Source organism: Pseudomonas sp. MWU12-3088 (assembly GCF_023242405.1).
Classification (GTDB): Bacteria; Pseudomonadota; Gammaproteobacteria; order Pseudomonadales; family Pseudomonadaceae; genus Aquipseudomonas; species Aquipseudomonas kribbensis.
Genome location: NZ_JALJEA010000003.1, coordinates 315,333 through 339,966, shown reverse-complemented (window position 1 = coordinate 339,966; position 24,634 = coordinate 315,333). Strand labels below are relative to the sequence as shown.

The window sequence follows — 24,634 nt, the reverse complement described above, 5'->3', positions numbered from 1 at the left end:
AACGGAGAGCGGCCAACCGCTCCCCGTTTTGTTTTACAACGCTTCGAACCAGGGCAGAACCGGCGAGCGTTTGCCGATGTCGGCATACGGCAGCGCCGCATTGTCGGCGTGAGTCAGGTAGCGGTGGTCCGGCAGTTTCAGGTGCGCTTTCTCGAACTCGGCGAATGACGGCCTGAGTTTGTTGTAGTGGAAATGCGCATACCACAGCAGACGCGGCGGGCGGACGCTCAGGTCGTGGATTTCGTATTCCTGCATATGGTCGGGACGACCGTCGGCGCGATTGCGCAGTTGTTTCATCAGGGCCACCTTGCGCACTTCCACGGCGTTCTGCCGGAGCAGGTCATCGAGCATGCCGTCGGTGGGTTTACGACTCCTCAGGGTTTGTCGGGTGCGCAGTTGCCGTCCGGTGAGGCGCAATTCGTCGGCCTTCGATTTCAGTTCGCCGATGATCGGGTTCTCTGCCGACATCGCTTCAATGTCGCTGGCCCGACGGCCCAGGTCATCGGCTTCACTGAGCATCATGTGTTCCACATCCACCGGGAGCATGTCGCGCTCGGCGTGTCCCTGCACCTTGGCCTGATAGGCCGCTTGCCCGTCGAGGCGCTTGCGGGCGTCGGCCAGCAGTGATGCGAGATTGCGGGAAGGGGCAGACTGCGGTGTGTTCTCCGTCAGCAAACGGAACTTGCCATTGTCAGCCTGCTCCCAGACTTCCCGGCCCGCTTTGCCATGGTTCAGTACGAACTGCCGCTTGCGGGTTCTGGGTTCCCAGTTTTCCACCCCGATCAGCCACTGCTGGTCTTCGGTCTGGAAAATCTTCTTCTCGCTTTGTGCCGCTGCACGAGGTGGAGCGGGATGATCGATAGCCTTCCTGGCGCGTTCGGCCATGGCTTCGATACCGGCCATCAGCGGTTCGAACTCTTCCATGTGAAAGTACTGAGGATAGCTGGCCGTCCACTGGTTCATTTCCCGGCAGTATCGGGTGTAGGTGTCGAGGCAGTTGCCCAGGATCTGTGTGCGCTGCGCACGGTTGGCGCTCACTTCGGACAGGCTGAACTGGGTGAAGAGCGCACGATCCATGTCCACGCGTAGTTGCCAGGCCCGTTGTTGCAGGTAGAGCCAGGAGACATCACCGGTGTTTTCGAAATTCTTGATGGATTCCAGGCGGTGAGCGGTCTTCAGATATCCCAGATTGAAATCGTTCATGCGCCCGTTCAAATAGGTGACGGCCTCGGTCAGTCTGGCCTTGTCCGCACGTACCCCGATCAGTGCGTACCAGCGGTTCATTTCGCCCATGAGCGCTTCGACTTCTTCAATGGCGATGGTCACATCGACGCGCAATCTGCGCATTTCCTGCAGCAGGACCAGGCGTTCGGCAACCGAGTTGTCCGGCAGGGCATCGAGGGTTGCGTGCCGGGTGTCGATCTCGTCGAGCCATTTGTAGATCCGGTGGTTGGCCATATAGACACGGTGCTTGAGCCGGTCGGTCACCCTTGCGGCGTCCTGGCTTTGTATTTCAAGCAGGGCGCGCAACTTGTTGCCATGGGTAAGGGGGCGCAGCTCGGCGACTGTCTGGTATTGCCGGGTGAGCAGGGCAATATCCTCGTCGCAGGCTTTCTGTGCGACGTTTCTCAGCAGAGCGTCATCGGGAGCCTGGCTGTAAGCGTTGATTGCCCTGTCGGTTCGTTCGATCTGGGGATCGAGGCGGTAACTCAGGTCATCGCATTCAAGCGTCAGTTGATGATGTCGGCGGTAGGTCCGGTCGACCAGCCAGCGCGGAAGGCGCTCGCGGATTGCCAGTGGCCAGAGCGGGTCGAGTGTATCGGCCATGTGCCCGAGCACGCCGCCGCCACCGGCACCGCCGCCTTCGAAGGTGGTGCCGTAGACGCCGAACCAGGTGTCCCATTCTCCGGCCTCGTTCAAGGCGACGGGTTGCTTGTAGGTATTTTGTGAAGTGCCGCTCAGGCGCCAGTTGCGTGAGTCGCGGCTCCATTCGACCTGATAGATCCGGCCCTGCCGGACGATGAAATCACCGTCGGCGTGGCGGTAAATGTTGCGCCAGACGCCTCCTTCGGCCGGTCGCAGGCCTGCCAGCGAAACGGGTTTCTCATATTCGTAACCGGCAAAACGCTCGACGATGCGCCGGGCCTGCTGTGTATCGGGAGCGGTCAGCGTGACGACCTCCGAGGCCAGGTTTCGCAGCAGGCGGGCACGAGTGGCCGAACGGGCCGTCAGGGCTGCACCGGCGCCAGGAACGATGTCGATCAGCGCGTCGATCAGGCACAGCAACACCGATTCGACTTCGGCCAGGCCGTCGCCGAGCCTGCCCCGCAAAAAAGCCGCGACTGCCTGGTTGGCCGCGTTCCAGGCGTCGTACAGGGCGATGGCACTGCCAACGAATGGCAGCATGCCCAAGGCCATTTTGATGTAATCGAACACCCGTGTGCCCTGCAGGGCATAACGTTCCCGATACAGCGTGTCGTTGGAGCGCGAGGAACCGCGATGGGCCTCGATCAGACGGCCCATGTATGCATTGAGCAGATGAGCGGCCAGCGACGTGGTTGCCGGCCAGCGTGGACCGACACCGATCATGGCATCGAAGCGTTTGTCCACCGCCTGAGCGATACGACGTTCGTGGGCGTTTACATTGCCTTGCAAGGCCCGGCCGGCCAGATAGCGGATCATCTCGTCCTGGCTGCAACGGTTGAACAGATCCTTGCGCGCAGCTTCAAGGCTGTCGTAGCGGCGCAGAAACCTCGCGTCGGGAGCGTCCGGCAAATAGAGCAGCGTCGTGCCGCTGATTTGTTCTTCGATGAAGGTCACTCCCGACAGCGTGACGGGGCCTTCATTCGGTGTATCAGTGCCACCGGCGGCGAGGAACGCCGGAAGCAGGGCAATGCGGCGACCGGCGGCTGTCCAGGCATCGGGCGTGTCGGCGTCGATGGCGGTTTCGAACAGGTTCAGGTCCGCGTCACCAATGTGGTGTTGCAGCCGCGCGCATCGGCCTTGCAGCTTGAGCATCACCCGCCAGGGTTCGAGCAGGCATTCCTGACGGTGCTCGCGCTGGAACGGCGGTTCTTCGGCCGTGCCTTTGAAGGTGTCGTAAATCCTGTTTTCGTAAGCCTTGGGCAGGTCCAGTTCCGGCATCAGTTTGCGCAGGTAAGCCCGGGTAATACCGGCAGTGAGGGTCTGACGCTCCCGCTCATCGGTGGCGCTGACTTCGACGCGCATGAAGTCAAGGCGCAGGGGCAGTTGTTCAAGGTTCATCGACGGGGTGTTGTCGATATTGAGCTGGGCCAGGGTTTCGAGGGGCATCCGGCTGCGTGTCGCACTGGGGACGGCGACCAGTTTTTGCGGGGTGCCCGGTGCACCGGGCACACTGAAGGCTTGTTTTTGCAGTACAACCGAGTCCGGCAGATCCAGCTGTACCGAAAAGTGTCCCGTGAGAGAAAAATCCCGACGCAGTCGGGTGTGCAGATGCTGTCGAGTGAAATCCTCCCTGGGTGGCAGCGCGACAGTCAGCAATTCGTGACTGCGGTGCATCGCAGTGATCCAGGCCTGGATCAGTTCCTTGAGTGTGCCTCGTTCGCTGTCACTCAGGTCGGCCAGCCAGGCCGGTACCTGTGTGGCGAGGGTCGCGCTGCGTTCCTGCTGGATGCGATGAGACAGCGCCAGGCGTCGTGCGGCATCGGCAGGTACCTGTAGCAAGGGAAGTGTCTTGCGGCGCAGTTGCTCCAGTTCATCTGCACGCTGTTGTGCCTGTGACGGCTCGCTGTATCGCTGGCGAATCGTTGCCGCCCGGGTTTCAAACTCGCCGGTCAACTGATTCAACATATGGAGCAACGGGTCGTCGGTCTGGGTGTTCAATTGCAAGGTTTGCTGTGCGTCACTGGCGTGCAGCTTGAACACGTGCCGTTCAAGTGCCTGGCGATTGGCGAATCGCTGGAGGCCGCCACCGCTGCCGGGCCAGTAAAGCAACAGGCTCTGTATCGAGCCCATGAACATCAGAACGAGCGGGCCAAGGAGCGTCTGGCGATGGTTGGTGACTTTGCCTCCTGCGGATTCAATCAGTGACAGCGTCAGGCTTTTCACCACCCGGTCGGCATCGGTTCGATCGGGGGCATCGAGCCATGCGATGAGCAGGTCATGTTCTTCGACACTCAGGCGATTCAGCGCCCGTTGCATCCCGGCTTCGGCCCGCAGACCTTGCATGTGTGCGTTGTACAGCGCGGTGAACTGGCGGTTGAAGGTGGTCAGGTCCAGCACCCGTTCGCGATAGAGCAGAGCGCGTGCTGCGAGATCGGCGGCCTGCTCGGCCGTTTCCTGTGTCGTTTGCAGCGCCTCGAACGATTTCAGGGTGTCGCCGTTGCTTAATGATTCGAGCGCAGCGTCTGCCCGGGTGACGCTGGCCTGTCTCAGGGAACGGGGAATATCGGGATGCAGGCTGCCGAACAGCGAGACTTCGTCTTCGTCTGCTGCCCGGACGCCGGACGGTTGATTGTCCAGGCCGGGCGGGGCGCAGAAGACGGCAGTGCTGCGTTGCCGGTCGACTCTGTCGGCGAGGTCCAGCGCGTGGAGGCCCTGTTCGGCCAGACCGCGCGTGCCGTCCGTGCCGTTGCGCAGGGAAGCAACCTGCGCGATTTGCTGCTGCAGCAGCCATTCGTTGACAGCCGTGACCAGCGATTGCCCGGCCGGGATGTATTCGACCTGAAGGTTTTCGAGCGGCAGACCGGCGGGCACCAGAGGTCGTTGTGCCAGCCAGGCATGCAAGTCACAGCGTCGGGCGAAAGCCTGGATTGCGTCCGCTCGATCAGGCACGTACAGCAACTGTGCGGCATCGTCTCCACCACTGATGACCCAGGCTGCCGGCAGTTTCACCCGCACGCCATTGTGCAGGCGCAAGGTCGGCAGCTCGACGCGGAGGGCATCGTCAGCCGCAGGCCGCGTACCCGGCTCCCCCATCAACGACCACAGTGGTTGAAGCTGGTCGGCTGTCACCGTGCGTCGGGCGAAGGCCACTTGCGCGGCCGCCTCGATATGCCCGTGATACAAGCGGCCGACCTGTTCCCGGCGGGAACGGGGCGTACCCGGAGCGCGGCTCTGCCAGTAGGCATTCCAGCGCTCGTCGAGCGCCAGTGCCGGTTCGAGGGCTTTGATCCGGGCGAGCAGTTGCGACGGGGTGAGTACCGCCAATGCATGACTGCTGTTCACACCGGTCACCCGGCACCGGCTGTCGAGCCATTCCTCTGGTCGGGTGGATTGGGTGACGAAGGCGCAGGCTGTCACCAGGCTGACCCGACGCTCCGGGTACCCGCCACCGGGTGAGAACGACAAGCCAGCCTGCTCACCGTCCAGGTCCAGTTCCTGACGGAGCAACCGGTTGAGCGTCTCGCGTACCGACGGTACGCCGGCACACAGTTGTCGCAGTCCTTCGCTGCACGCTTGTCGGCGGGTGGCTGCACTGTGCAGCAGGCTTTCATCGACAGACGCCGGCAGGGCGGTAAAACCGGGAAACGAGGGCAACGGCGCAGGGGTGTTCACTAGGAAGAAACGTTCGATCATGGCAATGGGGCTCAAGGGAAGGGCGGCGGATCCGCTCCACTCAAGCGCCATTCAAGGAAAATCACCGGATGCCCGGGTGCTACATAGTTATCGGCCCGTTCGACCGCTCGGCACTCTTCATCAAACTGTCATCGAACTGTGGCAGCGCGCTTGAACAAACTTCATCAGACTCGCGCTCTACTGGGGTTCTGCGTTTCGGTGTTTTTCATGTTCAAGGGAATTTTTGCAATCGCGGCGTTGTTGGCCGCGGTTTTTTTCGTTCCGGCGTCTTCTGCGGCGTCGCGTTGTGATGTCAATGTTCCGACTGAACGGGTCGATCTGGCACAGGTGAGCCTGGCGTACCAGAGCATCGGTCGTGCGTCGGATCCGGCTTTGTTGCTGGTGATGGGGCTGGGCGGGCAGTTGATCCACTGGCCGGATGAAGTGGTGGTCGCCCTGTGCCAGCAGGGTTTCCGGGTGATCCGCTATGACAACCGCGATGTCGGTCTTTCGACCTGGCGCCAGGCACCGGCCGAGGCCAACCTGACGTTTGAAGTGCTGCGCTACAAACTCGGTCTGCCGGTGGCGGCGCCTTACAGCCTGACCGACATGGCCGACGATGCGCTGGGCCTGATGGACGCGTTGCACGTCGAGCAATTCCACGTGCTCGGCGCGAGCATGGGCGGGATGATCGCCCAGCACCTGGCGGCCATGGCGCCGCAGCGGGTCGAGAGCCTGACGCTGATCATGACCAGCTCCGGTGCCGAAGGTTTACCGGCACCGAGCGCGGCACTGGTGCAATTGCTGTCGCGGCGCGGCGCACCCAACCGCGAAGTGGCGCTGGAGCAGCAAGCGGATCTGCTGGCGGCGCTGGGCAGCCCGATGGTTACCGATGATCGTCAGATGCTGTTGCATCAGGCTGCGGTGGCGTATGACCGGGCCTTCAACCCCGAAGGCGTGAAGCGCCAGATCATGGCGATCCTCGCCGAACCGAGCCGGGTGGCGCTGCTCAATCAGTTGCGAGTGCCGACCCTGGTGGTGCACGGCACCGCCGATCCGTTGCTGCCGGTGATGCACGGCGTGCATCTGGCGGCGCACATTCGCGGCAGCCAGTTGAAGCTGATTCCGGGTCTGGCCCATCGTTTTCAGGAGGCGTTCAAGGCGCCGTTGCTGGCGGCGGTGCTGCCGTACTTGCAGCAACACCGTGAAGACACCTCGCACTGGGCGCAGATCGAACCGGTGGGCGAGCGCAACCTGCTCTAGCGGGTGTATCGTGCAGGTCTTTGACCCCGATTGAACGCGCGAGGTGTGTCATGAGTTCTGCCCTGAAAATCGATTTTGTCAGCGACGTGTCCTGCCCGTGGTGCGTCGTCGGTCTGTACGGTTTGCTGCGGGCGCTGGAGATTCTGCGTGACGAGGTGCAGGCCGAGATCCGTTTCCAGCCGTTCGAGCTGAACCCGAAGATGGGCGTCGAAGGGCAGAACATTGGCGAGCATATCCAGGAAAAATACGGCTCGACCCCGGAGCAGTCACAGAAGAACCGTGAAGTGATCCGCGCCCGTGGCGCCGATGTCGGTTTCGCCTTCCGCACCGATTCCAACAGCCGCATCTACAACACCTTCGATGCGCATCGGTTGCTGCATTGGGCGGGCGAGGAGGGCTTGCAGTTGCCGTTGAAAGAGGCGCTGTTCAAGGCGTATTTCACCGATGGTGGCAACCCGTCCGATCTCGGGCAACTGGCGCAGATCGCCGAAAGCGTGGGTCTGGACCGGCAGCGTGCCGAGGCGATCCTGGCGTCCGACGAATTCGCCAGCGACGTGCGCGAGGAAGAACAAATGTGGCTGTCGCGCGGTGTGAGTTCGGTGCCGACCGTGGTGTTCAACGGCCAATACGCGGTGACTGGCGGGCAACCGGTGGACACCTTTGTCGGGGCGATCCGGCAGATCATGAGCGAGGCGAAGGGCGGCACGGTGAACTGAGGCCGCGAGGTTCCCGGGCAAGACCCGGGAACCCGGATCAGCGGACGATCTTGTCGACGTGAATCCCCAGTTTCTTCAGGCGATACCAGAAGCTGCGCTCGGAAATCCCGATCAGTTGCGCCGCCGCAGCCTGCACGCCGTTGCTCTGGGCCAGCGCGGCGAGGATGTAGGCCTTTTCCACCTCTGCCAGCGCCGCTTCCAGGTCCGCCGGCACGCTGCCTTCGGCGACCAGCGCTCCCGGCTGGGTCGGTTGTGAGGCGAACAGATAGGCCGGCAAGTCCTGCTCTTCAATCTCCGCGCCGGACGCCACGATGGTCGCGCGCTCGACGCAGTTCTGCAGTTCACGAATGTTTCCCGGCCACGAATAACGGGCCATCGCCTGCAACGCCTCGGCACTGAAACCGCTGAAGCGCTTGCCCGCCGCAGCGCCCAGGGTATGGGCGAAATGCCGGGCCAGCGGGGCGATGTCTTCGACCCGATCCCGCAAGGCCGGCAACGGAATCGGGAACACGTTGAGGCGGTAATACAGGTCTTCGCGAAATTCCTTGTTGGCCACCGCGTCCAGCAGGTTCTTGTTGGTCGCGGCGATGACCCGCACATCGACCTTGCGCTCGCGTGGATCGCCTACCGGTTCGATGATGCGTTCCTGCAGGGCGCGGAGGATTTTCGCCTGCAACGCCAAAGGCATTTCGCCGATTTCATCGAGAAACAGCGTGCCCTTGTCCGCCTGCTGAAAACGCCCGACCCGGTCCGCCACCGCACCGGTGAACGCGCCTTTGCGGTGGCCGAACATTTCGCTTTCCAGCAGCCCTTCCGGGATCGCCGCGCAGTTGACCGCGACAAACGGCTTGTCGGCGCGGTTGCCGTGCTTGTGGATGGCCCGGGCGACCATTTCCTTGCCGGTGCCGCTTTCGCCGGTCAGCAGGATGGTAGCGTTGCTTTCGCGCACCGAATCGATCGCGCTCAGGACCCGGCGAAAGCTCGGGCTGTCGCCCACCAGGCTGTCGATCTGCTGGTGCTCGTCGAGTTCGGCGCGCATGCGCAGGTTGTCTTTGAGGATGTCGCGAAACTGCAGGGCCTTGCTGACGGTGATGTCCAGCTCATCGATGTCGAAGGGTTTGGCGATGTAGTCGAAGGCGCCGTTGCGCATCGACTGCACGGCATTCTTCACCGTGCTGTAGGCGGTCATCACGATCACCGGCAACTGCGGATAGCGGTTCTTGATTTCCGCCAGCAGTTGCGGGCCGTCCATGCCGGGCATGCGCCAGTCGCTGATCACCAGATCGATGTCTTCGGACTCCAGCACCTTGAGCGCGTGCAGGCCGTTGCCGGCGGTGAACACCACAATGTCGTTCTGACTCAAGGCCGATGCCAGCAGGTCGCAGAGCTTGGGCTCGTCGTCCACCACCAGTACGTTATGCGTCATCGCTGTCCTCGTCGAAATCTTCACCGTTGGCCGGAATGTACAGGCTGAAGGTGGCTCCGGCATCTTTTTCACTGACGCATTCGATACGTCCGTCATGGTTTTCCATGATCGAGAAGACTTTGGCCAGACCGAGTCCGGTGCCGGACGCCTTGGTGGTGACGAACGGCGTGAAAATCCGCTCGAGCATGTCCGCTTCGATGCCCTGGCCCGTGTCGCTGATGCTGATGACTGTGTTGTGCTGATCGCTGTGGATGCCCAGGGTCAGGCGGCCGCCGTCGGGCATGGCGTCGATGGCGTTGACGATCAGGTTCAGGCCCGCCTGTTTGAGTTGCCGTGCATCGGCGTACAGGGTCGCACCCGGGGCGCGATCCTCGATCTGCACATCGATGTTGTGGCTGGCCAACTCCGGGGCACAGAAGCCCACCAGTTCATCCACCAGTGGCCGTGCCAGTTGGGTCGAGCGCAGCGGTGCGCTGGGTTTGGCGAAGTCGAGAAATTCGGTGATCAGGTCGTTGATGCGGCTGACTTCACTGACCACGTATTCCAGATGACGCTTGTCGGTCTCCGGCAGATCGGCGCGCCGGTGCAGCAGTTGCGTGGCGGTCTTGATGATGCCCAGCGGGTTGCGGATTTCATGGGCCAGGCCCATCGCCACTTCGCCCAGCGCATGCAGGCGGTCGCGGCGCCGCAGTTGCGACTCCAGGTGCTGCAGCTCGCCGAGGCGTTCGCTCATGTGGTTGAAGATGCTGCTCAGTTCCGCCAGTTCATCGCCACCGGTGACCGGCAGGCGCTGGCGGTAATCCCCGGCGATCACCGCTTGTACGCCTTTGGCCAGACCGCGCAGCGGCTTGGTCATGCGCTCCGACACCAGCCAGCCCACCGCCAGCGAAGCCGCCGAGCTGAGGATGAAGATCAGGATAAACAGGTTGCTCTGGTTCACCAGCCCGACCAGCGTGGTGTGGCGCAGCAGGCCGCTGAATACCACGCCTTGCAGTTCGCCGTTTTCGTTGAGAATCGGTCGGTAGATGCCGCTGTAGCGCTTGGTCGACTGCTCGATCGGCAGCTTGGTGCTGCGCAACTGGTCCTCGATTTTGGCGGGCACGATTGCCGGGTGATCTTCAAAGCGCTGGGTGGAAAAGATCTCGGAGAAATCGGCGTCTCTGGCCAGGTACAGACGCAGGTCCAGAGAGTGCACGTCGGCAACGCTGGTGAGGAAACTGTTGTCGAGGTAGGTCACCACGATCAGTTTGTAGTCGGTGCCGTCCTGCTCGCTCTCGAAGGTCGACACCACGGCGCCGGTCGCCACGCCGCCGACCTGCAGGGTTTGCAGCACGGCTTTGGGCGCGGTGCTGATCTGCCGCACGATGTCATCGGCGGCGGTGCTGAACACCACTTTGTGATCGCTGTTGCGCACCAGCGCGACCACGTCGATGCCCATGGAGTCGGCAATGTCGGCGGTGAGTTTGTCGCGCCGGGCCGACTGCCGGTCCGTGGGCGGCCGGGTGTAGCGCAGGAACAACTGCGCGATCCGGGCATTGTCGCGCACGATCTCGCGGATCTCGTCCTCGACGATCTTGGTCGATTCCTGCAGCCAGATCCGCACGTTGCTGTCGAAAATCTGCGACAGGGTGGTGGCCGCCAGTTCGGCGGCGATCATGGTCGGAATCACGCTGACCAGCCAGAACGCCAGCACCAGTTTGCGTTGCAGGCTCCAGCCGGAGAGGGCGAAGGGTCGGGCGGTGGCGCGTCGGTCTTTGCTCATCATGCTCGCTTATTGTTGTTCGCTTATCGCAGTCGCCATGGCCGGATCGGTACGGTCCGGGCGGATGAAAATCTTCACCAGCCGCAGCAGGTGATTGAGTACGGGGTGGCGATGGCGGAAAAACACCGTATTGCCGATGAACGAACAGCCCAGGCGCAGCTTACTGGCATAACCGGCCTGGCCGCACGCGTAGATCGGAATCCGGTGCTCAATACAGTAGCCGACATTCGCCAGCCAGCTACGCATGTACAGCTTGTGCTCGCGGGTGCGGGCCAGATCGTGGGCGAAGAACTTGTCCACCAGCCGCTGTTCGTCCAGCAGCACCAGATTGAACGCCACCAGCTCATCGTCCACCCAGTACAAAACGCAGGCGGCACGCTCGTCGAGGTGTTCCAGCACCTGGCGGAAATACGCAGCCGGCAGGCATTCGAAGGTCAGGTCGCTGCGCGCCAGTGTCGCTTCATAGAGCCGCATCATGGTCGGCAGCAGGTCGTCCACCGAACGTCGCCATTCGATGCGCGGGCCTGAACCGCGCAGGGTCCGGCGCAGGTCCTTGCGGGTGGATTTGCCCAGGGTGCCGAGGTAGGCGTCAACCGAGGCGAATTTGATCGGCAGCTCGGCACCGGGCAATCCCGGCATGCTTTGCAAACCGGCCTCGCGACAGGCCTGGAGCCATTGCGGGTTGCGGTGGGAAGCGTCCTTGACCGCCAGCAGGCCGACGCCGGACTGGTCCGCGTCCTCGCGGGCCAGTTGCAGCAGGCGTGCGAACAGTGACGGCAAACGTGCCGGATCGAGCGACGGGTGCGTGCCGACATGGCACTGCTCCGCCACCGGCGAGCCGAGGGCATACAGACGAATGTCGAACAGCCCCGGCCAGCAACTGCGCAGCCATTGGCTCAAGCGCTTGCCGGTGCCCTGCAGGGTGGTGTCGAGCGAATAAGCCGTGGTGAAGGCGACGACGGCCGCAATCAGCCGGTCGTCTTCAAACAGCGCCAGATAGCGCCAGTGAAAGCCGTCGATGCCGGCCTGTTCCACGGCGCGATAGTAGGCCCAGTCTTCGAGCTCCTCGGGAAAGCAGGCATTCCACGCGTCGCGATCAATCGCTTCGATGGTTGAAAAGGCTTGGGCCGTGATCACGTCGTTTCCTTAACCGGCATGGCATGTCGTTTTGCAGGCGCTTCACGCTCTCTGCCGGTATTCCTCGGTTGGCAGGGAATCAGCGGAGGGCGCAAGGTCGGTGCGATGGTTGTTGATGAACTGCACGCTCAGTTCCACGACGCGTCGGTACTGCAGGTCGACGGTGATCATGTGATAACAGTCGTCCAGCAGAATCTTCACCACTTCGCCACCGAGCTTGCGTTCCACGTAGTCGGCATTCCAGCGGCTGGTGATGTCGTCCTCGATGGAATGCAGCACCAGCGCCGGCACGGTGATCGAAGGCATGCGCTTGCGCACCACGGCGTTCATCCGGTGCAGTTCGCGCACGGTCACGCCTTCCATGGTCAACAGGCCGGCCTCACTGCTGTGGCCTTCCTTCATCTGCCGTTCGACGATAGCCCGCAGGCGCTCGTTCTTGATGCCGTAGGGCGGTTTCTCTTCGAACTTGCAGATATGCACGCCGAACGGGATTTTCATCAGCAACGGCGTGAGGAACGCCAGTTTGTTGATGCTCCAGCCGTCGTACTTGAGCGTGGTGGAATACATCAGCAACCCGGCCACCTGGCCTGGATGCTCGGACGCCACGTACATCGACATCACTGCACCCATCGACAGACCGCCGACAAATACCTTGCTGTGCTGACGACGAATGCCGACGAAGGTCTTGCGCACGCCTTCGTACCAGTCACGCCAGCCGGTGGCCTGCAGGTCGGCATTGCCGCCGCAGTGCCCGGCCAGGGTCGGCACGTACACCGTGCAACCGGCCTTGGCCAGTCCCACGGCGACCCGACGCAACTCCGTCGGGGTGCCGGTGAGGCCGTGGATCAACAACACCGCGACCTCCCCTGTGCCGAGAACGAAACCGGCGTCGCCTTCGCCCAGATCGATCCCGGCCGCGTTCATCGTTTCATCGCCCGGGCCAGCAGACGGTCGAGCAGGGCGATGCCCAGGTCGATTTCCGGGTAGCTGATTTCCAGCGACGGCGCGAGGGTGATCACGTTCTTGTAGTAACCGCCCACGTCGAGGATCAGGCCCAGTTTGCGACCGTCGATCTCGATGTCGCCCTTCATGCCTTCCTCGACCATGAAGTCCAGGGTGGCCTTGTCCGGGGTGAAGCCGTCCGGGGCGCAGATTTCGCAGCGCAGGGCCAGGCCCAGGCCATCGACGTCGCCGATGATCGGGTAGCGTTTCTGCAGGTCCTGCAGGCCTTCGAGGAAGTATTTGCCCTTGGCCATGACCATCGCGCCGTAGTCGACTTCGCTGGTCATCTTGAACATTTCCAGGCCCACGGCGGTGCCCAGCGGGTTGGAGGCGAAGGTGGAGTGGGTCGAGCCTGGCGGGAAGACTTTCGGGTTGATCAGCTCTTCCTTGGCCCAGATGCCGCCCAGCGGGTTGAGGCCGTTGGTCAGTGCCTTGCCGAAGACGATCACGTCCGGTTTGACGTCGAAGTGTTCGATCGACCACAGCTTGCCGGTGCGATAGAAGCCCATCTGGATTTCGTCGACCACCATCAGGATGCCGTGCTGGTCCAGCACATGCTTGAGTTCGCTGTAGAAGTTCATCGGCGGAATCACGTAGCCGCCGGTGCCCTGGATCGGCTCGACGTAGAACGCGGCGTATTCACTGGCTCCGACCTTCGGATCCCAGACACCGTTGTATTCAGTCTCGAACAGACGGGCGAACTGCTGCACGCAGTGGCTGCCGTATTCTTCCTTGGTCATGCCTTTCGGGCCGCGGAAGTGGTACGGGAACGGGATGAAGTTGGCGCGCTCGCCGAAGTGGCCGTAACGGCGGCGATAGCGGTAGCTGGAAGTGATCGACGAGGCGCCGAGGGTACGACCGTGGTAACCGCCCTCGAAGGCGAACATCAGGCTCTTGCCGTTGCTGGCGTTACGCACGACTTTGAGCGAGTCCTCGATGGACTGCGAACCGCCGACGTTGAAGTGCACGCGACCGTCGAGGCCGAACTTCTTCTTGGCGTCCACGGCGATCATTTCCGACAGCTCGATCTTGCCTTTGTGCAGGTACTGGCTGGCGATCTGCGGCAGGGTGTCGATCTGCTGTTTCAGCGCATTGTTCAGGCGCGGGTTGGCGTAACCGAAGTTGACCGCCGAGTACCACATTTGCAGGTCGAGGTAGGCCTGGTCTTCGGTGTCCCAGACGTAGGAGCCTTCGCAGCGGCTGAAGATGCGCGGCGGTTCGATGTAGTGAACGGTGTCGCCGTAGGAGCAGTACTTGGCTTCTTTTTCCAGAAGGATCTGGTCTTCCTGGGTAGCGATTCGAATATCAGACATGGTGGAAGAGTTCCTGGGTTTCGGTATTGAAGGTGTCGGAGTTGAAAGCGGTGGCGTTGGCGGCGCTGGCCTTTGGCAGCAGCGCCAGCAGCGCCGGGAGTTCGGCGAAGCTGTCGAAGCGCGCGTAAGGGATCGCGTTGCGTTCGCAGTACTCGGCGAGGCGGCCCTTGGCGAAGACGAAGTCGGCGGTGGACGACACGCACATGTCGGACTGGCCGTCACCGATCACCAGCACCCGTTTGTTGCCCGGCGTGGATTTGCATTTGCAGTTGCCAGAGGCCGCGCGGCAGGCGTCGCTGGAATGCGGGAAGTCGATGCGCCAGCTTTCGTGGTCGAGCTGTCGCAGGCGGTTGGCGAGGATCGGCAGCAGGGTCACGTAGTTGCGCGACAGGATCCGCGCGATGCCTTGCTCGATGCCGTCGCTGACCACTTCGAACGAAGCGCCCAGGCCGATGGCGTGGTCGACGAAGTCGGGGAAGTCCGGGTCGATCTCGATGCTGTCGAAGAAGTCCAGCAATTGGCCGGGCGTGGCCTTGACCAGCGAGAGCTGGCGGCTGAGGCATTCACGGGAACCGATTTCACCGGCCAGCCACTGGTTTTCGATCGTTTCCCAACTCGGGTCGGCGAAACGTTCGAGAATGCTGTCGATCACGTCGGTGCGGGTGATGGTCCCGTCGAAATCACACACGATATGCCAGTCAATCATCTGCATTACCTATTGGTCAGAGCGCGTTGTGTGCGCTTGCCGAGGGGTAGAGCAGGGACTGTGCCAAGTGCCATCAGCCCCTTGCCGGCGGGGCCGATGAGGTGCTTTGGCAATTCGAAGCTACAATTTTTGTAGCTTGCTACAAACAACATGAGTGCTTGCGCGGCGGGTGGCATCCGGGGATTGATGCGCGCATGTTCAATTAAAGGAATGGCCTCATGATGAGGAAGACACTGTTTTTATTCGCAGCGCTGGGCGCTTTCTCAGCCAGCGCCATGGCGGACGGGATTACCGGGGAGGCGGGCGTGGGCCTGGGTTATCAGCCCCATGACCCGAGTGGCAGCCGTTATGAAACCCGGCCGATACCGTATCTGGATCTGGACTGGGGCGACGTCAGCCTCAGCACCGACGACGGCCTGACCTGGAGCGCCTTGAAGACCAACGGCTTCAGCGCCGGCCCTTATGTGAATTACCTGCCGGGCCGCACCTCCAACGGCGAACTGCGCGGCTTGCGCGATGTGCCGGACATGGCCGAGGCCGGTGGGTTCGTGCAATACGCGCCGGCCGACTTCTGGCGGGTGTTCGCCTCCGTCGGCCAGGCCATCGGCGGTAATGGCGGGCAGGGCGGCGTGCTCGGTCGGGTCGGCGGCGAGATCGGTTATCCACTGGGTGGTGGCGTGATTGGCAGCAGCAATCTGACCGCGCATTTCGCCAACGCCCGGCAGAACAACACCTTCTTCGGTGTCAGCGACAAGGAAGCCCTGGCGTCCGGCATCCGTGCCTACAACGCCGGTGGCGGCCTGCAGAACATTGCGCTGACCCAAAGCTTCGAGTTCCCGCTTGGCCCGCAATGGTCGCTGGTGACCAGCGCCAGCTGGATTCACCTGACCGGTTCGGCCGCCGACAGCAGCATCGTGAAAAGCGTCGGCGATACCAATCAGGGCGAGGTGCAGATGGCGATCGCCTATAAATTCAAGTAAGCCCGACGGGAACTGGTCTGGCCTTTGCAGACAGCCGTGACGAACCCATTGTTTCAGGATGTTCTTCATGGCTCGCCCTGCTTACCGTTTGCTGGCCCATTCGTTGTGGGACCTGATTCCCGTGGCCCTCGGCCTGGCCCATTTCGCCTTCGTGGTGTGGCTGGTCCTGGCCTTCCATGCGTTGTCCTGGTGGGCACTGCTGCCGCTGGCGTTTTTGTATGCGGTGAGCCTGTCATGGAGCATCAACAGCATTTCCCATAACCAGATCCACAATGCCTATTTCACCCCGGCGTGGCTCAATCGCGCCTTTGACCTGTTGCTGTCGGTGACCATCGGTTTCTCCCAGACCCTCTATCGCGATATCCACAACCGTCATCACCGGGGCAACTCGGACCGGCCGGGGGCGGATGGCAAGACCATCGATCCGTTGTCGATCTATCAGCGCGGCAAGGATGGTCAGCCCGAGAATCCCTGGGCCTACACCTTCCTGAGCTTCTTTCGCGACGACCCCAAGCCGATCTACGACGAGATGCAGCGCAAGCGTCCCGCGGATGCGCGCTGGGTCAAGGTGGAGATCGGTGTGACAGTGGCGTTCTATCTGGGGCTGGCGATCTGTGACTGGCGGGCGGTGCTGGTGTTGTTGCCGTTCTGGTACCTGGGTCAGGCGCTGTCTTCGCTCAACGGTTACTACGAGCATTTCGGCGGCAACCCGGATTCGCCCATCGCCTGGGGCGTCAGCGCCTACAGCCCGCTCTACAACCTGTTATGGATGAACAACGGCTACCACGCCGAGCATCACTACCGGCCGAAAATGCACTGGACCCGGGTCAAGGCGTTTCACCGGGAAATCGCCGGGCAGCAGCGAGAGGCGGGGGTGAAGGATATTCCGATGGCCCACGGCCTCGGATTTCTGGTGGCGCATCGCAAGAATTGAACCGTAAGAAATGTGGGAGCCCGCAGGCTCCCACGACCGTTCACCTCAGTTTTCCTCGCCTTCGGCCAGCAGCGCAATGCCGCCCATGATCACGGCCACACCCACCCAGTGCAGCAGGCTGATCTCTTCACCCAGCCCCAGCCACGATCCCAGCAACACCCCGACAAATACCAGCGAACTCAGCGGAAACGCCAGGGACAGGCTGCTGCGCCGCAGAATCAGCATCCAGACAAAGAACGCGCCGATGTAGCAGGCAATCGCCACCAGCACTCCCGGTGCCTGGGCGACGCTGAGCAGCCATTGCAGGGTGAAGTCCATTTGCCCCAGTTGATCGCCGCCGACCTTGGTCGCGATCTGCCCGCCACTTTCCAGAATGATCAGCAACGCCCAGAGCACCACGGTGCCGAGGCGGCCGTGAAGCCAATCCATCGAGCCATTCCTTTTGAGTATCAGTTGAGAGTCAGGCATGGCCGACACACACGAGCATCACGCCCGCCGTAATCACCAGTGTGCCCATCCAGCGCCGTCGGCTGACGGTTTCGCCGAGAAACACCTTGCCGGCCAGCACCACGCCGCAATAGGCCAGCGCGGCGGCAGGGAACAACAGGCTCAGCGGCGCCCGGGACAGGGCTTCGAGCCAGACGAAAAACTCGATCACGTAGGCGCCGATGCCGCACCACAGCAGCGGTGCGTTGAACACCTGGCCCCAGAACGCACCGAGCCGAAAACCACCTTCCAGTTCCGGCAAACGGTCCAGGCCGAGCTTGAAGCAGAGCTGGCCGATCACGTCGAGCACGATGGAAAACGCCACCAGCAGAATCACGGTCAAGGTCATGGGAACAGCTCCTCGAACAACTCGATCAGAGCCTGATTGGTCGCCGAGTTGCGCAGCAGATCGGTCTCGCTCCAGCGTTCGGCCGGGGGCTGGTCGGACTTGGCCTCCCAGCGTTTGAACGCGTTGCTGAAGGCCGGGCGGGCGAACTCGCCGCAGATGTCGATGCCGATCACGCGCTTGCTGGCGGCGAGGCTGCGGATGGCCTGAAGCAGGTGGCTCAGGCGCATTTGCCCCTGATCCCAATTGGTCGCGGCGTCTTCGCTGGCCAGCACGTCCTTGTCGATGGTGATCCACACCGCTTTGGTCGGAAGGCTGGCGATCATCCGATCGAGAAATGCCGACCAGTCCTGATCCGCCAGATTGTTCCAGTGCAGCAGATTCTCCTGTTGCTGATGACCGGCGCCATCGCCGACCCGGCCCCAGACTTTCGACGGCGGATGCTGCCACGGAAACAGCTGCAATACTCCGCGTTTGAGGGCGCCGAGATTGCCGCCCTTGATCTGCGGATTTTGCAGGTCGTCGCTGCACGGCCCGAGGGTGACGATGCGTTCGATGTTCGGCAGTTTCAGGGCCTGATTCACCCATGAGCCACAGTGGCGACGGGGGGCAAAGTGCACCCAGTCGGGATGGTTGTCGAAGTGGATCAGGCTTACCGGCTCCGGCAGGTCAGTCAGGAAGGCCGGGGTCAGATGGTGATAGTCGCCGGAACCGACGAAAAAGATTTCCGGCGTGGGGCCGCTGTGCCGGGGCCGTTCACGCAAGCGTTCGGCAAACCGGCGGAAGGTGCGTTCGCTGGACCAGAGCCGCAATTTCGGGCCCAGGTCGAGCAGGTCCAGGCGCCGGGCACGGCCGCTGTCGAGCAGCCGCGCGATGGACGCCTGACCGGTCAGGCTGTGGTCGAGATCTAAAATATTCAAGGTCGCAATTCACCCTTGGCAGACCCTCCCAGACACCGGCCTCATCGAACATGAGCGCCGGCCGGGCGGGCTTTCGGGGGTAAATGCAAGGGACGGGCCAGCCCCTCTCCCGCACGGCAGCTCAGGCGTGCAGGCGTACCCAGACGCTGACCAGCACCGTCGCCGCCATCAGCCACGCGACAGCCGCCACGGCCAGCGAAGCTTCGAGACGCATCCGGTCGACCATCACGTACAGCGTCGCCAGATAAACGAAGTAGGGAATGATCGACCACATGCCGAACACGATGGTGGTCTTCAGGTCATCGACCGAGCGACCCTTGCCGACGATGTAGTGGGCGATCAGGGCGAAAGTCGGAAACAACGGCACCAGACCGGCGATGTAGTAGTTTTTGGTCTTGGCCAGCATGGCGAGGATCACCACCACCGCCGCACCCAGAAAGGCTTTGAAAATCAGATCCACGTCGTTCTCGCTTAATGGCTCAGGCCGTATTTTTTCACTTTGTCGAACAGCGTGGTCTTGGCCATCCCCAGCTCCAGGCTGGCCTGGGTCAGATTGCCGCCGCTGCGCTGCAGGGCATCGCTGAGCAGGTTGCGTTCGAAGGCTTCCACCGCTTCGGCGAACGCCAGGCCCTGGCCGCCGCTGCCGGCGCCGGACTTCTTGAACGCCGGCAAACCGAGGGCGAAGCGTTCGGCAACGTTGCGCAATTCGCGCACGTTGCCCGGCCAGTCGTGGCTCATCAGGCTGGACAGGGTCTGGTTGTCCAGCTCCGGCAGCGCGCGGTCGAAGCGCAGGGCCGATTGCTGAGTGAAGTGTTCGAACAGTTGCAGGATGTCTTCGCGGCGCTCGCGCAGGGGCGGTAGCTCAAGGGTCACCACGTTGAGGCGGTAGTACAAGTCGCTGCGAAATTCGCCGGCCTTGCTCGATTCGTCGAGGTCGGACTTGGTCGCCGCGATCACCCGGCAATCCACCGCCACGCTCTGGTTCGAACCGAGGCGTTCGAGGGTGCGCTCCTGCAACACCCGCAGCAGTTTGATCTGCAACGACAGCGGCATGCTTTCCACTTCATCGAGAAACAGCGTGCCGCCGTCGGCGTGTTCGATCTTGCCGATCCGCCGCTTGCCGGCGCCGGTGAAGGCGTTGGCCTCGTGGCCGAAGATCTCGCTTTCGAACAGGTTTTCCGGCAGGCCGCCGCAGTTCAGCGCGACGAACTGTTTGGTGTGGCGGCGGCTGAAGTCATGCAGGCAACGGGCGACCAGTTCCTTGCCGGTCCCGGTTTCGCCTTCGATCAACACGTTGGCCGAGGTATCGGCGACGTTGGCGATCAGTTCGCGCAGGTTCTGCATGGCCGGCGAGCGACCGATGATTCGTCCTTCAAGGGAATCGCGCTCGGCCAGTTGCCGGCGCAGGGACGAGACCTCACGAGCAAGGCTGCGTTGCTCCAGCGCACGCCGGGCCACATCCACCAGCCGTTCGGGGGAGAACGGTTTTTCCATGAAGTCGTAGGCGCCTTTCTGCATCGCGCCGACCGCCATGGAGATGTCGCCATGACCGGTGATCAGCACCACCGGCAGGCTGCGATCACGCTGCTTGAGGCGGGTCAGCAGTTCCAGACCGTCGATGCCGGGCAGGCGAATGTCACTGATGACGATGCCGGCGAAATTGTCGCCGACCCGCTCCAGCGCTTCTTCGGCACTGCCGACGCCGATGCAGGGGATGTCTTCCAGGGTCAGTGCCTGCTGGCAGCCGAGCAGCACATGGGGATCGTCTTCGACGATCAGCACACTAAGGTCGTTGTTCATATTGGCTCGGCAGGAGTAGGGCTTACCAACGGTAAACTGAGGACGAAGGTGGTACCACCGCCGGCCGGGTGCTCGACACCCAGATGCCCACCGGTGGCGGCGGCCAGGCTGGCGGAAAGGGTCAGGCCGAGGCCCAGGCCCTGTTCGCCGGGTTTGGTAGTGAAGAACGGTTCGAACAGATGCTTGCGCGCTTCGGCGTCGATACCGTGACCGTTGTCGCGCACCCGCAGGCGATATTTGCCGTCGAACTCTTCGCCTTCCAGCCACAGTTCCGGCAGCGGTTGGGCCTGCATGGCGTCGAGGGCGTTGCCGATCAGGTTGACCAGAATCTGTTCCAGTCGCGTCTGGTCGATCTGCACTTGTTCATCAATAAACTGGCGATGCACTTGCAACGCGGCTTTTTCGACACGGGCTCCGAGCACTTGCAGCGCCGCGTCCACCGCTTTGCCGAGGCTGGCGCGGCCCTTGTCGTCACCGCGCCGGGCGAACGAGCGCAGGCTGGCGGTGATCCGGCCCATACGGTCGATCAGGTCGTTGATGGTCTTGAGGTTGGTGCTGGCGACGTCGAGCTGGCCGCGCTCCAAGAAGCGCACGGTATTGCCCGACAGAGTACGCATCGCTGCCAGTGGCTGGTTCAGTTCGTGGGCGATGCTGGTGGACATCTGGCCGATGGCCGCAAGTTTGCCGGCCTGCACCAGTTCGTCCTGGGCCCGGCGCAGGGTTTCTTCGGCCTGACGGCGTTCGCGGATCTGACTCTTGAGCCGCTCGTTGCTCGCGCGCAGGTCGGCGGTGCGTTCGGTAATCCGACGCTCCAGCTGATTGTTGGCTTCCTGCAGGGCTTCCCGGGCGGCGAGGCGGGTGGCGATGACCTTGCGGCGCTCGTTCCAGGCAATCAGCAGGAACGCCACCAGCGCAAAAGCGACCGCCACCAGGATTCCCTGATTGATCGCTTCGCGGCGCAGGTCCTGCAACGGCGTGAGCAGGGTGAAATTCCACGGGGTGTCGCTCAATGGTCGGGTCTGTGCCAGGTAGCTGATGTTCTCTTCGTCGCGGTCCTGTTGCGGCAGGACTTCGCTGTTGGCCGGGAAGGTAAGTTTCTCCACGCCTTCGGCCAGGGTTTCCCGGGCCAGCGGTTGCAGTTCGTTGAGCGGAAACCAGTAGTACTGCAGGCTGCGGGCGAGTTTTTCCTTGGTCTCGTCGCTCAGCGGCACCACGGATTTCAGACGTCGGGCCGGGTCGCTGGAGAGAATGATGATGCCGTTCTCGTCACTGACGAAGGCTTCCAGGCGCGCCCGTTGCCAGCGCTCTTCCATGGCTTCCATGCGCACTTTGACCACCGCGACGCCGATGATCTTGCCGTGTTCTTCCAGGCCGTGGGCCAGGTAGTAGCCGGGTTCGCCATTGGTGCTGCCGATCCCGTAGAAACGTCCGGGTTCGCCACGCACGGCTTTCTGGAAGTAGGCGCGGAAGGACAGGTCTTCGCCGAGGTAACTGTCGACATCGCGCCAGTTGCTGGTGGCCATCACCCGGCCGGTGGTGTCCATGACATAGATGGCCCGACTGCGGCTGCGCCGGTTCAGGCCTTCCAGGTAATCGTTGACCGTTTGCCGGTGTTCCGGGGTCGGGTCGCCAAGCAACTGCGAAACGCTCGATTCGAGTTCCAGCAGGCTGGGCAGGTAGGTGTATTTGCTGATTTCGCTTTCGACGGCGCGGGCGTTCAGTTCGAGCTGGCGCTGGCCGTTTTCGCTGAGGCTGCGAATGCCGAAGCGTTCACTGATCCAGAAGCCGGCGTAACCCAGTCCGACCATCAGGATGATGATCAGCGGCGGCAGGAACAAATGGCGGATCAGACGGGGTTTCACGGCAAGTGATGGCGTGGTTGCGCGATAGAGATTGGGGTCGCATTTCATCACAGATGCCTTGGGTCAACCACCCGGATTCCCCGACAGTTGCTGTCGGGGAGTCCGGCAGTTTTTTAGTGCTGCAGGATTTTCTCGAGGAAATGCTGCGCGCGTTCGGAGCGCTGGCTGATGTCGCCGAAGAACTCTTCCTTCTTGCAGTCTTCGATGATCTTGCCGGCATCCATGAAGATCACGCGGTCGGCCACTTTGCGGGCGAAGCCCATTTCGTGGGTCACGCACATCATGGTCATGCCTTCGTGGGCCAGTTGCACCATCACGTCGAGCACTTCGTTGACCATTTCCGGGTCCAGCGCCGAGGTCGGTTCGTCGAACAGCATGACGATCGGGTCCATCGCCAGCGCACGGGCAATCGCCACACGCTGTTGCTGACCGCCGGAGAGTTGGCCCGGGTGCTTGTGGGCGTGAGCCGACAGACCGACGCGATCAAGCAGTTGCAGGCCTTTCTTGGTCGCCTCTTCCTTGCTGCGGCCCAGTACCTTGATCTGCGCGATGGTCAGGTTTTCGGTGATGGTCAGGTGCGGGAACAGTTCGAAATGCTGGAACACCATGCCGACGCGCGAGCGCAGTTTCGGCAGGTTGGTCTTCGGGTCGGCAATCGACGTGCCGTCGACCACGATGTCGCCTTTCTGGAACGGCTCCAGCGCGTTGACGCACTTGATCAGGGTCGACTTGCCCGAACCGGACGGACCGCAGACCACGATCACTTCACCCTTTTTGACCTCGGTGCTGCAATCGGTCAGCACCTGGAAGTCCCCATACCACTTGTTGATGTTCTTGATAGAGATCATACGGCGAACCTTTTTTGCAGACGCTTGACCAGCTGCGAGGCGGCAAAGCTGATGATGAAGTAGACGACACCGGCGAAGATCAGGAACTCGTTGGAGCGTCCGATGATGTCGCCGCTGGAGCGGGCGGAGTTGAGGAAGTCCACCAGGCCCACGGTGTAGACCAGCGAGGTGTCCTGGAACAGGATGATGCTCTGCTGCAGCAGCAGCGGGGTCATCTTGCGGAACGCCTGGGGCAGGATGATCAGGCGCATCATCTGGCCGTAGGTCATGCCCAGTGCCTGAGCGGCACCCATCTGGCCCTTGGGAATCGACTGCACGCCGGCCCGGACGATTTCGCAGAAGTACGCCGCTTCGAACATCATGAAGGCCACGATGCACGAGGTGAACGCGCCGATCGGGGTGTCTTCGCCGGTGATCCAGCGCAGCACGAACGGCACCGCCAGGTAGAACCAGGTGATCACCAGCAGCAGCGGGATCGAACGGAAATAGTTGACGTAGGCGCCGGCGAGGTTCGACAGCAGTTTGTTGTGGGACAGACGGCACAACGCAAGAATGGTACCGAGGATGATCCCGCCGACCACGCCCAGCGCCATCAGCTTGAGGGTCATCAGCATGCCGTTCCACAGGCCGGGAATGGCCGGGACGATGCCACTGAAATCGAATTCCATCATTTACCCCCCACGGAGATCAGGCCGGGCACGGAGACTTTCTTCTCGACCATGCGCATCAGCAGCATCAGGCTCATGTTCAGGGTGAAATAGATCAGGGTCGCCAGGGTGAAGGCTTCAAACAGGTTGGCCGAGAACTCGGCGGTCTGTTTGGTTTGTGCCAGCAGTTCCATCAGACCGATCAGCGAGGCCACGGAGGAGTTCTTGAACACGTTCAAAAATTCCGAGGTGAGCGGCGGAATGATGATCCGGTAGGCCTGGGGCAGCAGCACGTTCCAGTAAATCTGCGGCAGCTTGAAACCCATGGCGCGGGCGGCGGATTCCTGGCCACGCGGCAGCGCCTGGATACCGGTGCGAACCTGTTCGCAGACCCGGGCGGCGGTGAACAGGCCCAGGCACACGACAACGCTCAGGTAGGCCGAGGTGGTCGGGTTCAGATCCTGTTTGTACCAGTCCTGCAGGTTCTGCGGCAGCATGTCGGGTACCAGGAAGTACCAGATGAACAGCTGAACCAGCAGCGGCACGTTGCGGAACAGTTCGACGTAGCAGGTCGCGATGCCCGCCACGATGCGGTTCGGCACGGTGCGCATGATGCCCAGCAGCGAGCCCAGCAACAGGGCGATGATCCAGGCCACGACGGCGATGGCGATGGTCCAGCCCAGGCCGGAGATGAACCAGTCGAGATAGGTCTCGCTGCCCACGCCGGTGGACTTGAAGAACACGCCCCAGTCCCAGTTGTAATTCATTAGGGTCTCCCCTCGATTCGATCGATGTACAAGTGCCCGCCTGGGGAAGATCCTTTCCCGTCTGACGTTGAACGTCAGGCACACGCGATCGGCTCGAAAACCACCAGGTCGAGTGTTCCAGTTGAAACCAGCAGGTATTAACTGTCGCCCGAGGGAGGGTTGGCTCCCTCAGGTGACAAGG

Annotated in this window: 20 protein-coding genes; 4 read left to right on the top strand and 16 right to left on the bottom strand. The window is 62.2% G+C overall.

Annotated elements, in window-relative coordinates:
- Positions 1-33: 33 nt before the first annotated feature.
- Entirely contained in the window at positions 34-5,559 is a 5,526-nt protein-coding gene (locus M5B98_RS10280) for a dermonecrotic toxin domain-containing protein (protein ID WP_248742632.1), read from the bottom strand.
- 207 nt (positions 5,560-5,766) lie between these two features.
- Here M5B98_RS10280 and M5B98_RS10275 point away from each other — a divergent pair, with 207 nt between their 5' ends.
- Positions 5,767-6,801, top strand: a complete 1,035-nt coding sequence (locus M5B98_RS10275) for an alpha/beta fold hydrolase (RefSeq protein WP_085709459.1) — start codon at positions 5,767-5,769, stop codon at positions 6,799-6,801.
- A gap of 50 nt (positions 6,802-6,851) precedes the next feature.
- Entirely contained in the window at positions 6,852-7,517 is a 666-nt protein-coding gene (locus M5B98_RS10270; protein ID WP_248742631.1) for a DsbA family oxidoreductase, read from the top strand.
- Between the two features lie 37 nt (positions 7,518-7,554).
- Here the strand turns inward: M5B98_RS10270 and M5B98_RS10265 are convergent, their stop codons facing one another.
- The 6 genes from M5B98_RS10265 to M5B98_RS10240 are packed head-to-tail and all read right to left on the bottom strand — an operon-like array spanning position 7,555 to position 14,863.
- Positions 7,555-8,943 (bottom strand): sigma-54-dependent transcriptional regulator, encoded by a 1,389-nt coding sequence (locus tag M5B98_RS10265; protein WP_248742630.1) that lies wholly within the window; start codon positions 8,941-8,943, stop codon positions 7,555-7,557.
- Positions 8,933-10,708 (bottom strand): sensor histidine kinase, encoded by a 1,776-nt coding sequence (locus M5B98_RS10260; RefSeq protein WP_114885259.1) that lies wholly within the window; start codon positions 10,706-10,708, stop codon positions 8,933-8,935. The genes M5B98_RS10265 and M5B98_RS10260 overlap by 11 nt, the downstream gene beginning before the upstream one ends.
- A gap of 6 nt (positions 10,709-10,714) precedes the next feature.
- A complete protein-coding gene (locus M5B98_RS10255; RefSeq protein WP_248742629.1) occupies positions 10,715-11,842 on the bottom strand; it encodes a GNAT family N-acetyltransferase in 1,128 nt (375 codons plus the stop codon).
- A gap of 42 nt (positions 11,843-11,884) precedes the next feature.
- Entirely contained in the window at positions 11,885-12,766 is an 882-nt protein-coding gene (locus M5B98_RS10250; protein WP_248742628.1) for an alpha/beta hydrolase, read from the bottom strand.
- Positions 12,763-14,157, bottom strand: coding sequence for an aspartate aminotransferase family protein (locus M5B98_RS10245; RefSeq protein ID WP_085709465.1), 1,395 nt, complete (start codon positions 14,155-14,157; stop codon positions 12,763-12,765). Before M5B98_RS10245 ends, M5B98_RS10250 begins: the two co-directional genes overlap by 4 nt.
- A complete protein-coding gene (locus tag M5B98_RS10240) occupies positions 14,150-14,863 on the bottom strand; it encodes an HAD-IB family phosphatase (RefSeq protein WP_114885255.1) in 714 nt (237 codons plus the stop codon). Before M5B98_RS10240 ends, M5B98_RS10245 begins: the two co-directional genes overlap by 8 nt.
- A 218-nt stretch (positions 14,864-15,081) precedes the next feature.
- Between M5B98_RS10240 and M5B98_RS10235 the strand changes: the two genes are divergently transcribed.
- Together M5B98_RS10235 and M5B98_RS10230 are read left to right on the top strand one after the other, a co-directional pair.
- The gene (locus M5B98_RS10235) at positions 15,082-15,843 is read left to right on the top strand and encodes a MipA/OmpV family protein (protein WP_119427771.1); all 762 of its coding nucleotides are present in this window, start codon (positions 15,082-15,084) and stop codon (positions 15,841-15,843) included.
- 67 nt (positions 15,844-15,910) lie between these two features.
- Positions 15,911-16,777, top strand: a complete 867-nt coding sequence (locus M5B98_RS10230; RefSeq protein WP_248742627.1) for a fatty acid desaturase family protein — start codon at positions 15,911-15,913, stop codon at positions 16,775-16,777.
- A 45-nt stretch (positions 16,778-16,822) separates the two neighbouring features.
- Here the strand turns inward: M5B98_RS10230 and M5B98_RS10225 are convergent, their stop codons facing one another.
- The 9 genes from M5B98_RS10225 to M5B98_RS10185 form a co-directional block, all read right to left on the bottom strand.
- Complete coding sequence (locus tag M5B98_RS10225; RefSeq protein ID WP_371856504.1) at positions 16,823-17,206, bottom strand: EamA family transporter; 384 nt, start codon at positions 17,204-17,206, stop codon at positions 16,823-16,825.
- Positions 17,207-17,237: 31 nt separating this feature from the next.
- Positions 17,238-17,612, bottom strand: a complete 375-nt coding sequence (locus M5B98_RS10220; protein WP_085709470.1) for an EamA family transporter — start codon at positions 17,610-17,612, stop codon at positions 17,238-17,240.
- Complete coding sequence (locus tag M5B98_RS10215; protein ID WP_248742626.1) at positions 17,609-18,529, bottom strand: arginase; 921 nt, start codon at positions 18,527-18,529, stop codon at positions 17,609-17,611. Before M5B98_RS10215 ends, M5B98_RS10220 begins: the two co-directional genes overlap by 4 nt.
- Positions 18,530-18,650: 121 nt before the next feature.
- Positions 18,651-18,980, bottom strand: coding sequence for a GlpM family protein (locus M5B98_RS10210; RefSeq protein ID WP_167443801.1), 330 nt, complete (start codon positions 18,978-18,980; stop codon positions 18,651-18,653).
- A gap of 20 nt (positions 18,981-19,000) precedes the next feature.
- Positions 19,001-20,329, bottom strand: a complete 1,329-nt coding sequence (locus M5B98_RS10205) for a sigma-54-dependent transcriptional regulator (RefSeq protein WP_263859893.1) — start codon at positions 20,327-20,329, stop codon at positions 19,001-19,003.
- Positions 20,326-22,239: a sensor histidine kinase gene (locus M5B98_RS10200; RefSeq protein WP_248739258.1), complete on the bottom strand. Its 1,914-nt coding sequence runs from the start codon at positions 22,237-22,239 to the stop codon at positions 20,326-20,328. The genes M5B98_RS10205 and M5B98_RS10200 overlap by 4 nt, the downstream gene beginning before the upstream one ends.
- Before the next feature lie 65 nt (positions 22,240-22,304).
- Positions 22,305-23,039 carry an amino acid ABC transporter ATP-binding protein gene (locus M5B98_RS10195; protein WP_085709475.1) on the bottom strand — a complete coding sequence of 245 codons (735 nt, stop codon included), beginning with the start codon at positions 23,037-23,039 and terminating at the stop codon, positions 22,305-22,307.
- Complete coding sequence (locus M5B98_RS10190; RefSeq protein WP_248742757.1) at positions 23,036-23,707, bottom strand: amino acid ABC transporter permease; 672 nt, start codon at positions 23,705-23,707, stop codon at positions 23,036-23,038. Before M5B98_RS10190 ends, M5B98_RS10195 begins: the two co-directional genes overlap by 4 nt.
- Positions 23,707-24,453 (bottom strand): amino acid ABC transporter permease, encoded by a 747-nt coding sequence (locus M5B98_RS10185; protein WP_085709477.1) that lies wholly within the window; start codon positions 24,451-24,453, stop codon positions 23,707-23,709. Before M5B98_RS10185 ends, M5B98_RS10190 begins: the two co-directional genes overlap by 1 nt.
- Positions 24,454-24,634 lie beyond the last annotated feature (181 nt).

Bases quoted from the DNA above. Each gene is read 5' to 3' on its own strand.
- M5B98_RS10280 (WP_248742632.1), bottom strand. From the start codon at position 5,559: ATGATCGAACGTTTCTTCCTAGTGAACACCCCTGCGCCGTTGCCCTCG.
- M5B98_RS10275 (WP_085709459.1), top strand. From the start codon at position 5,767: ATGTTCAAGGGAATTTTTGCAATCGCGGCGTTGTTGGCCGCGGTTTTT.
- M5B98_RS10270 (WP_248742631.1), top strand. From the start codon at position 6,852: ATGAGTTCTGCCCTGAAAATCGATTTTGTCAGCGACGTGTCCTGCCCG.
- M5B98_RS10265 (WP_248742630.1), bottom strand. From the start codon at position 8,943: ATGACGCATAACGTACTGGTGGTGGACGACGAGCCCAAGCTCTGCGAC.
- M5B98_RS10260 (WP_114885259.1), bottom strand. From the start codon at position 10,708: ATGATGAGCAAAGACCGACGCGCCACCGCCCGACCCTTCGCCCTCTCC.
- M5B98_RS10250 (WP_248742628.1), bottom strand. From the start codon at position 12,766: ATGAACGCGGCCGGGATCGATCTGGGCGAAGGCGACGCCGGTTTCGTT.
- M5B98_RS10245 (WP_085709465.1), bottom strand. From the start codon at position 14,157: ATGTCTGATATTCGAATCGCTACCCAGGAAGACCAGATCCTTCTGGAA.
- M5B98_RS10240 (WP_114885255.1), bottom strand. From the start codon at position 14,863: ATGATTGACTGGCATATCGTGTGTGATTTCGACGGGACCATCACCCGC.
- M5B98_RS10235 (WP_119427771.1), top strand. From the start codon at position 15,082: ATGATGAGGAAGACACTGTTTTTATTCGCAGCGCTGGGCGCTTTCTCA.
- M5B98_RS10230 (WP_248742627.1), top strand. From the start codon at position 15,911: ATGGCTCGCCCTGCTTACCGTTTGCTGGCCCATTCGTTGTGGGACCTG.
- M5B98_RS10225 (WP_371856504.1), bottom strand. From the start codon at position 17,206: ATGGATTGGCTTCACGGCCGCCTCGGCACCGTGGTGCTCTGGGCGTTG.
- M5B98_RS10220 (WP_085709470.1), bottom strand. From the start codon at position 17,612: ATGACCTTGACCGTGATTCTGCTGGTGGCGTTTTCCATCGTGCTCGAC.
- M5B98_RS10205 (WP_263859893.1), bottom strand. From the start codon at position 20,329: ATGAACAACGACCTTAGTGTGCTGATCGTCGAAGACGATCCCCATGTG.
- M5B98_RS10200 (WP_248739258.1), bottom strand. From the start codon at position 22,239: ATGAAATGCGACCCCAATCTCTATCGCGCAACCACGCCATCACTTGCC.
- M5B98_RS10195 (WP_085709475.1), bottom strand. From the start codon at position 23,039: ATGATCTCTATCAAGAACATCAACAAGTGGTATGGGGACTTCCAGGTG.
- M5B98_RS10190 (WP_248742757.1), bottom strand. From the start codon at position 23,707: ATGGAATTCGATTTCAGTGGCATCGTCCCGGCCATTCCCGGCCTGTGG.
- M5B98_RS10185 (WP_085709477.1), bottom strand. From the start codon at position 24,453: ATGAATTACAACTGGGACTGGGGCGTGTTCTTCAAGTCCACCGGCGTG.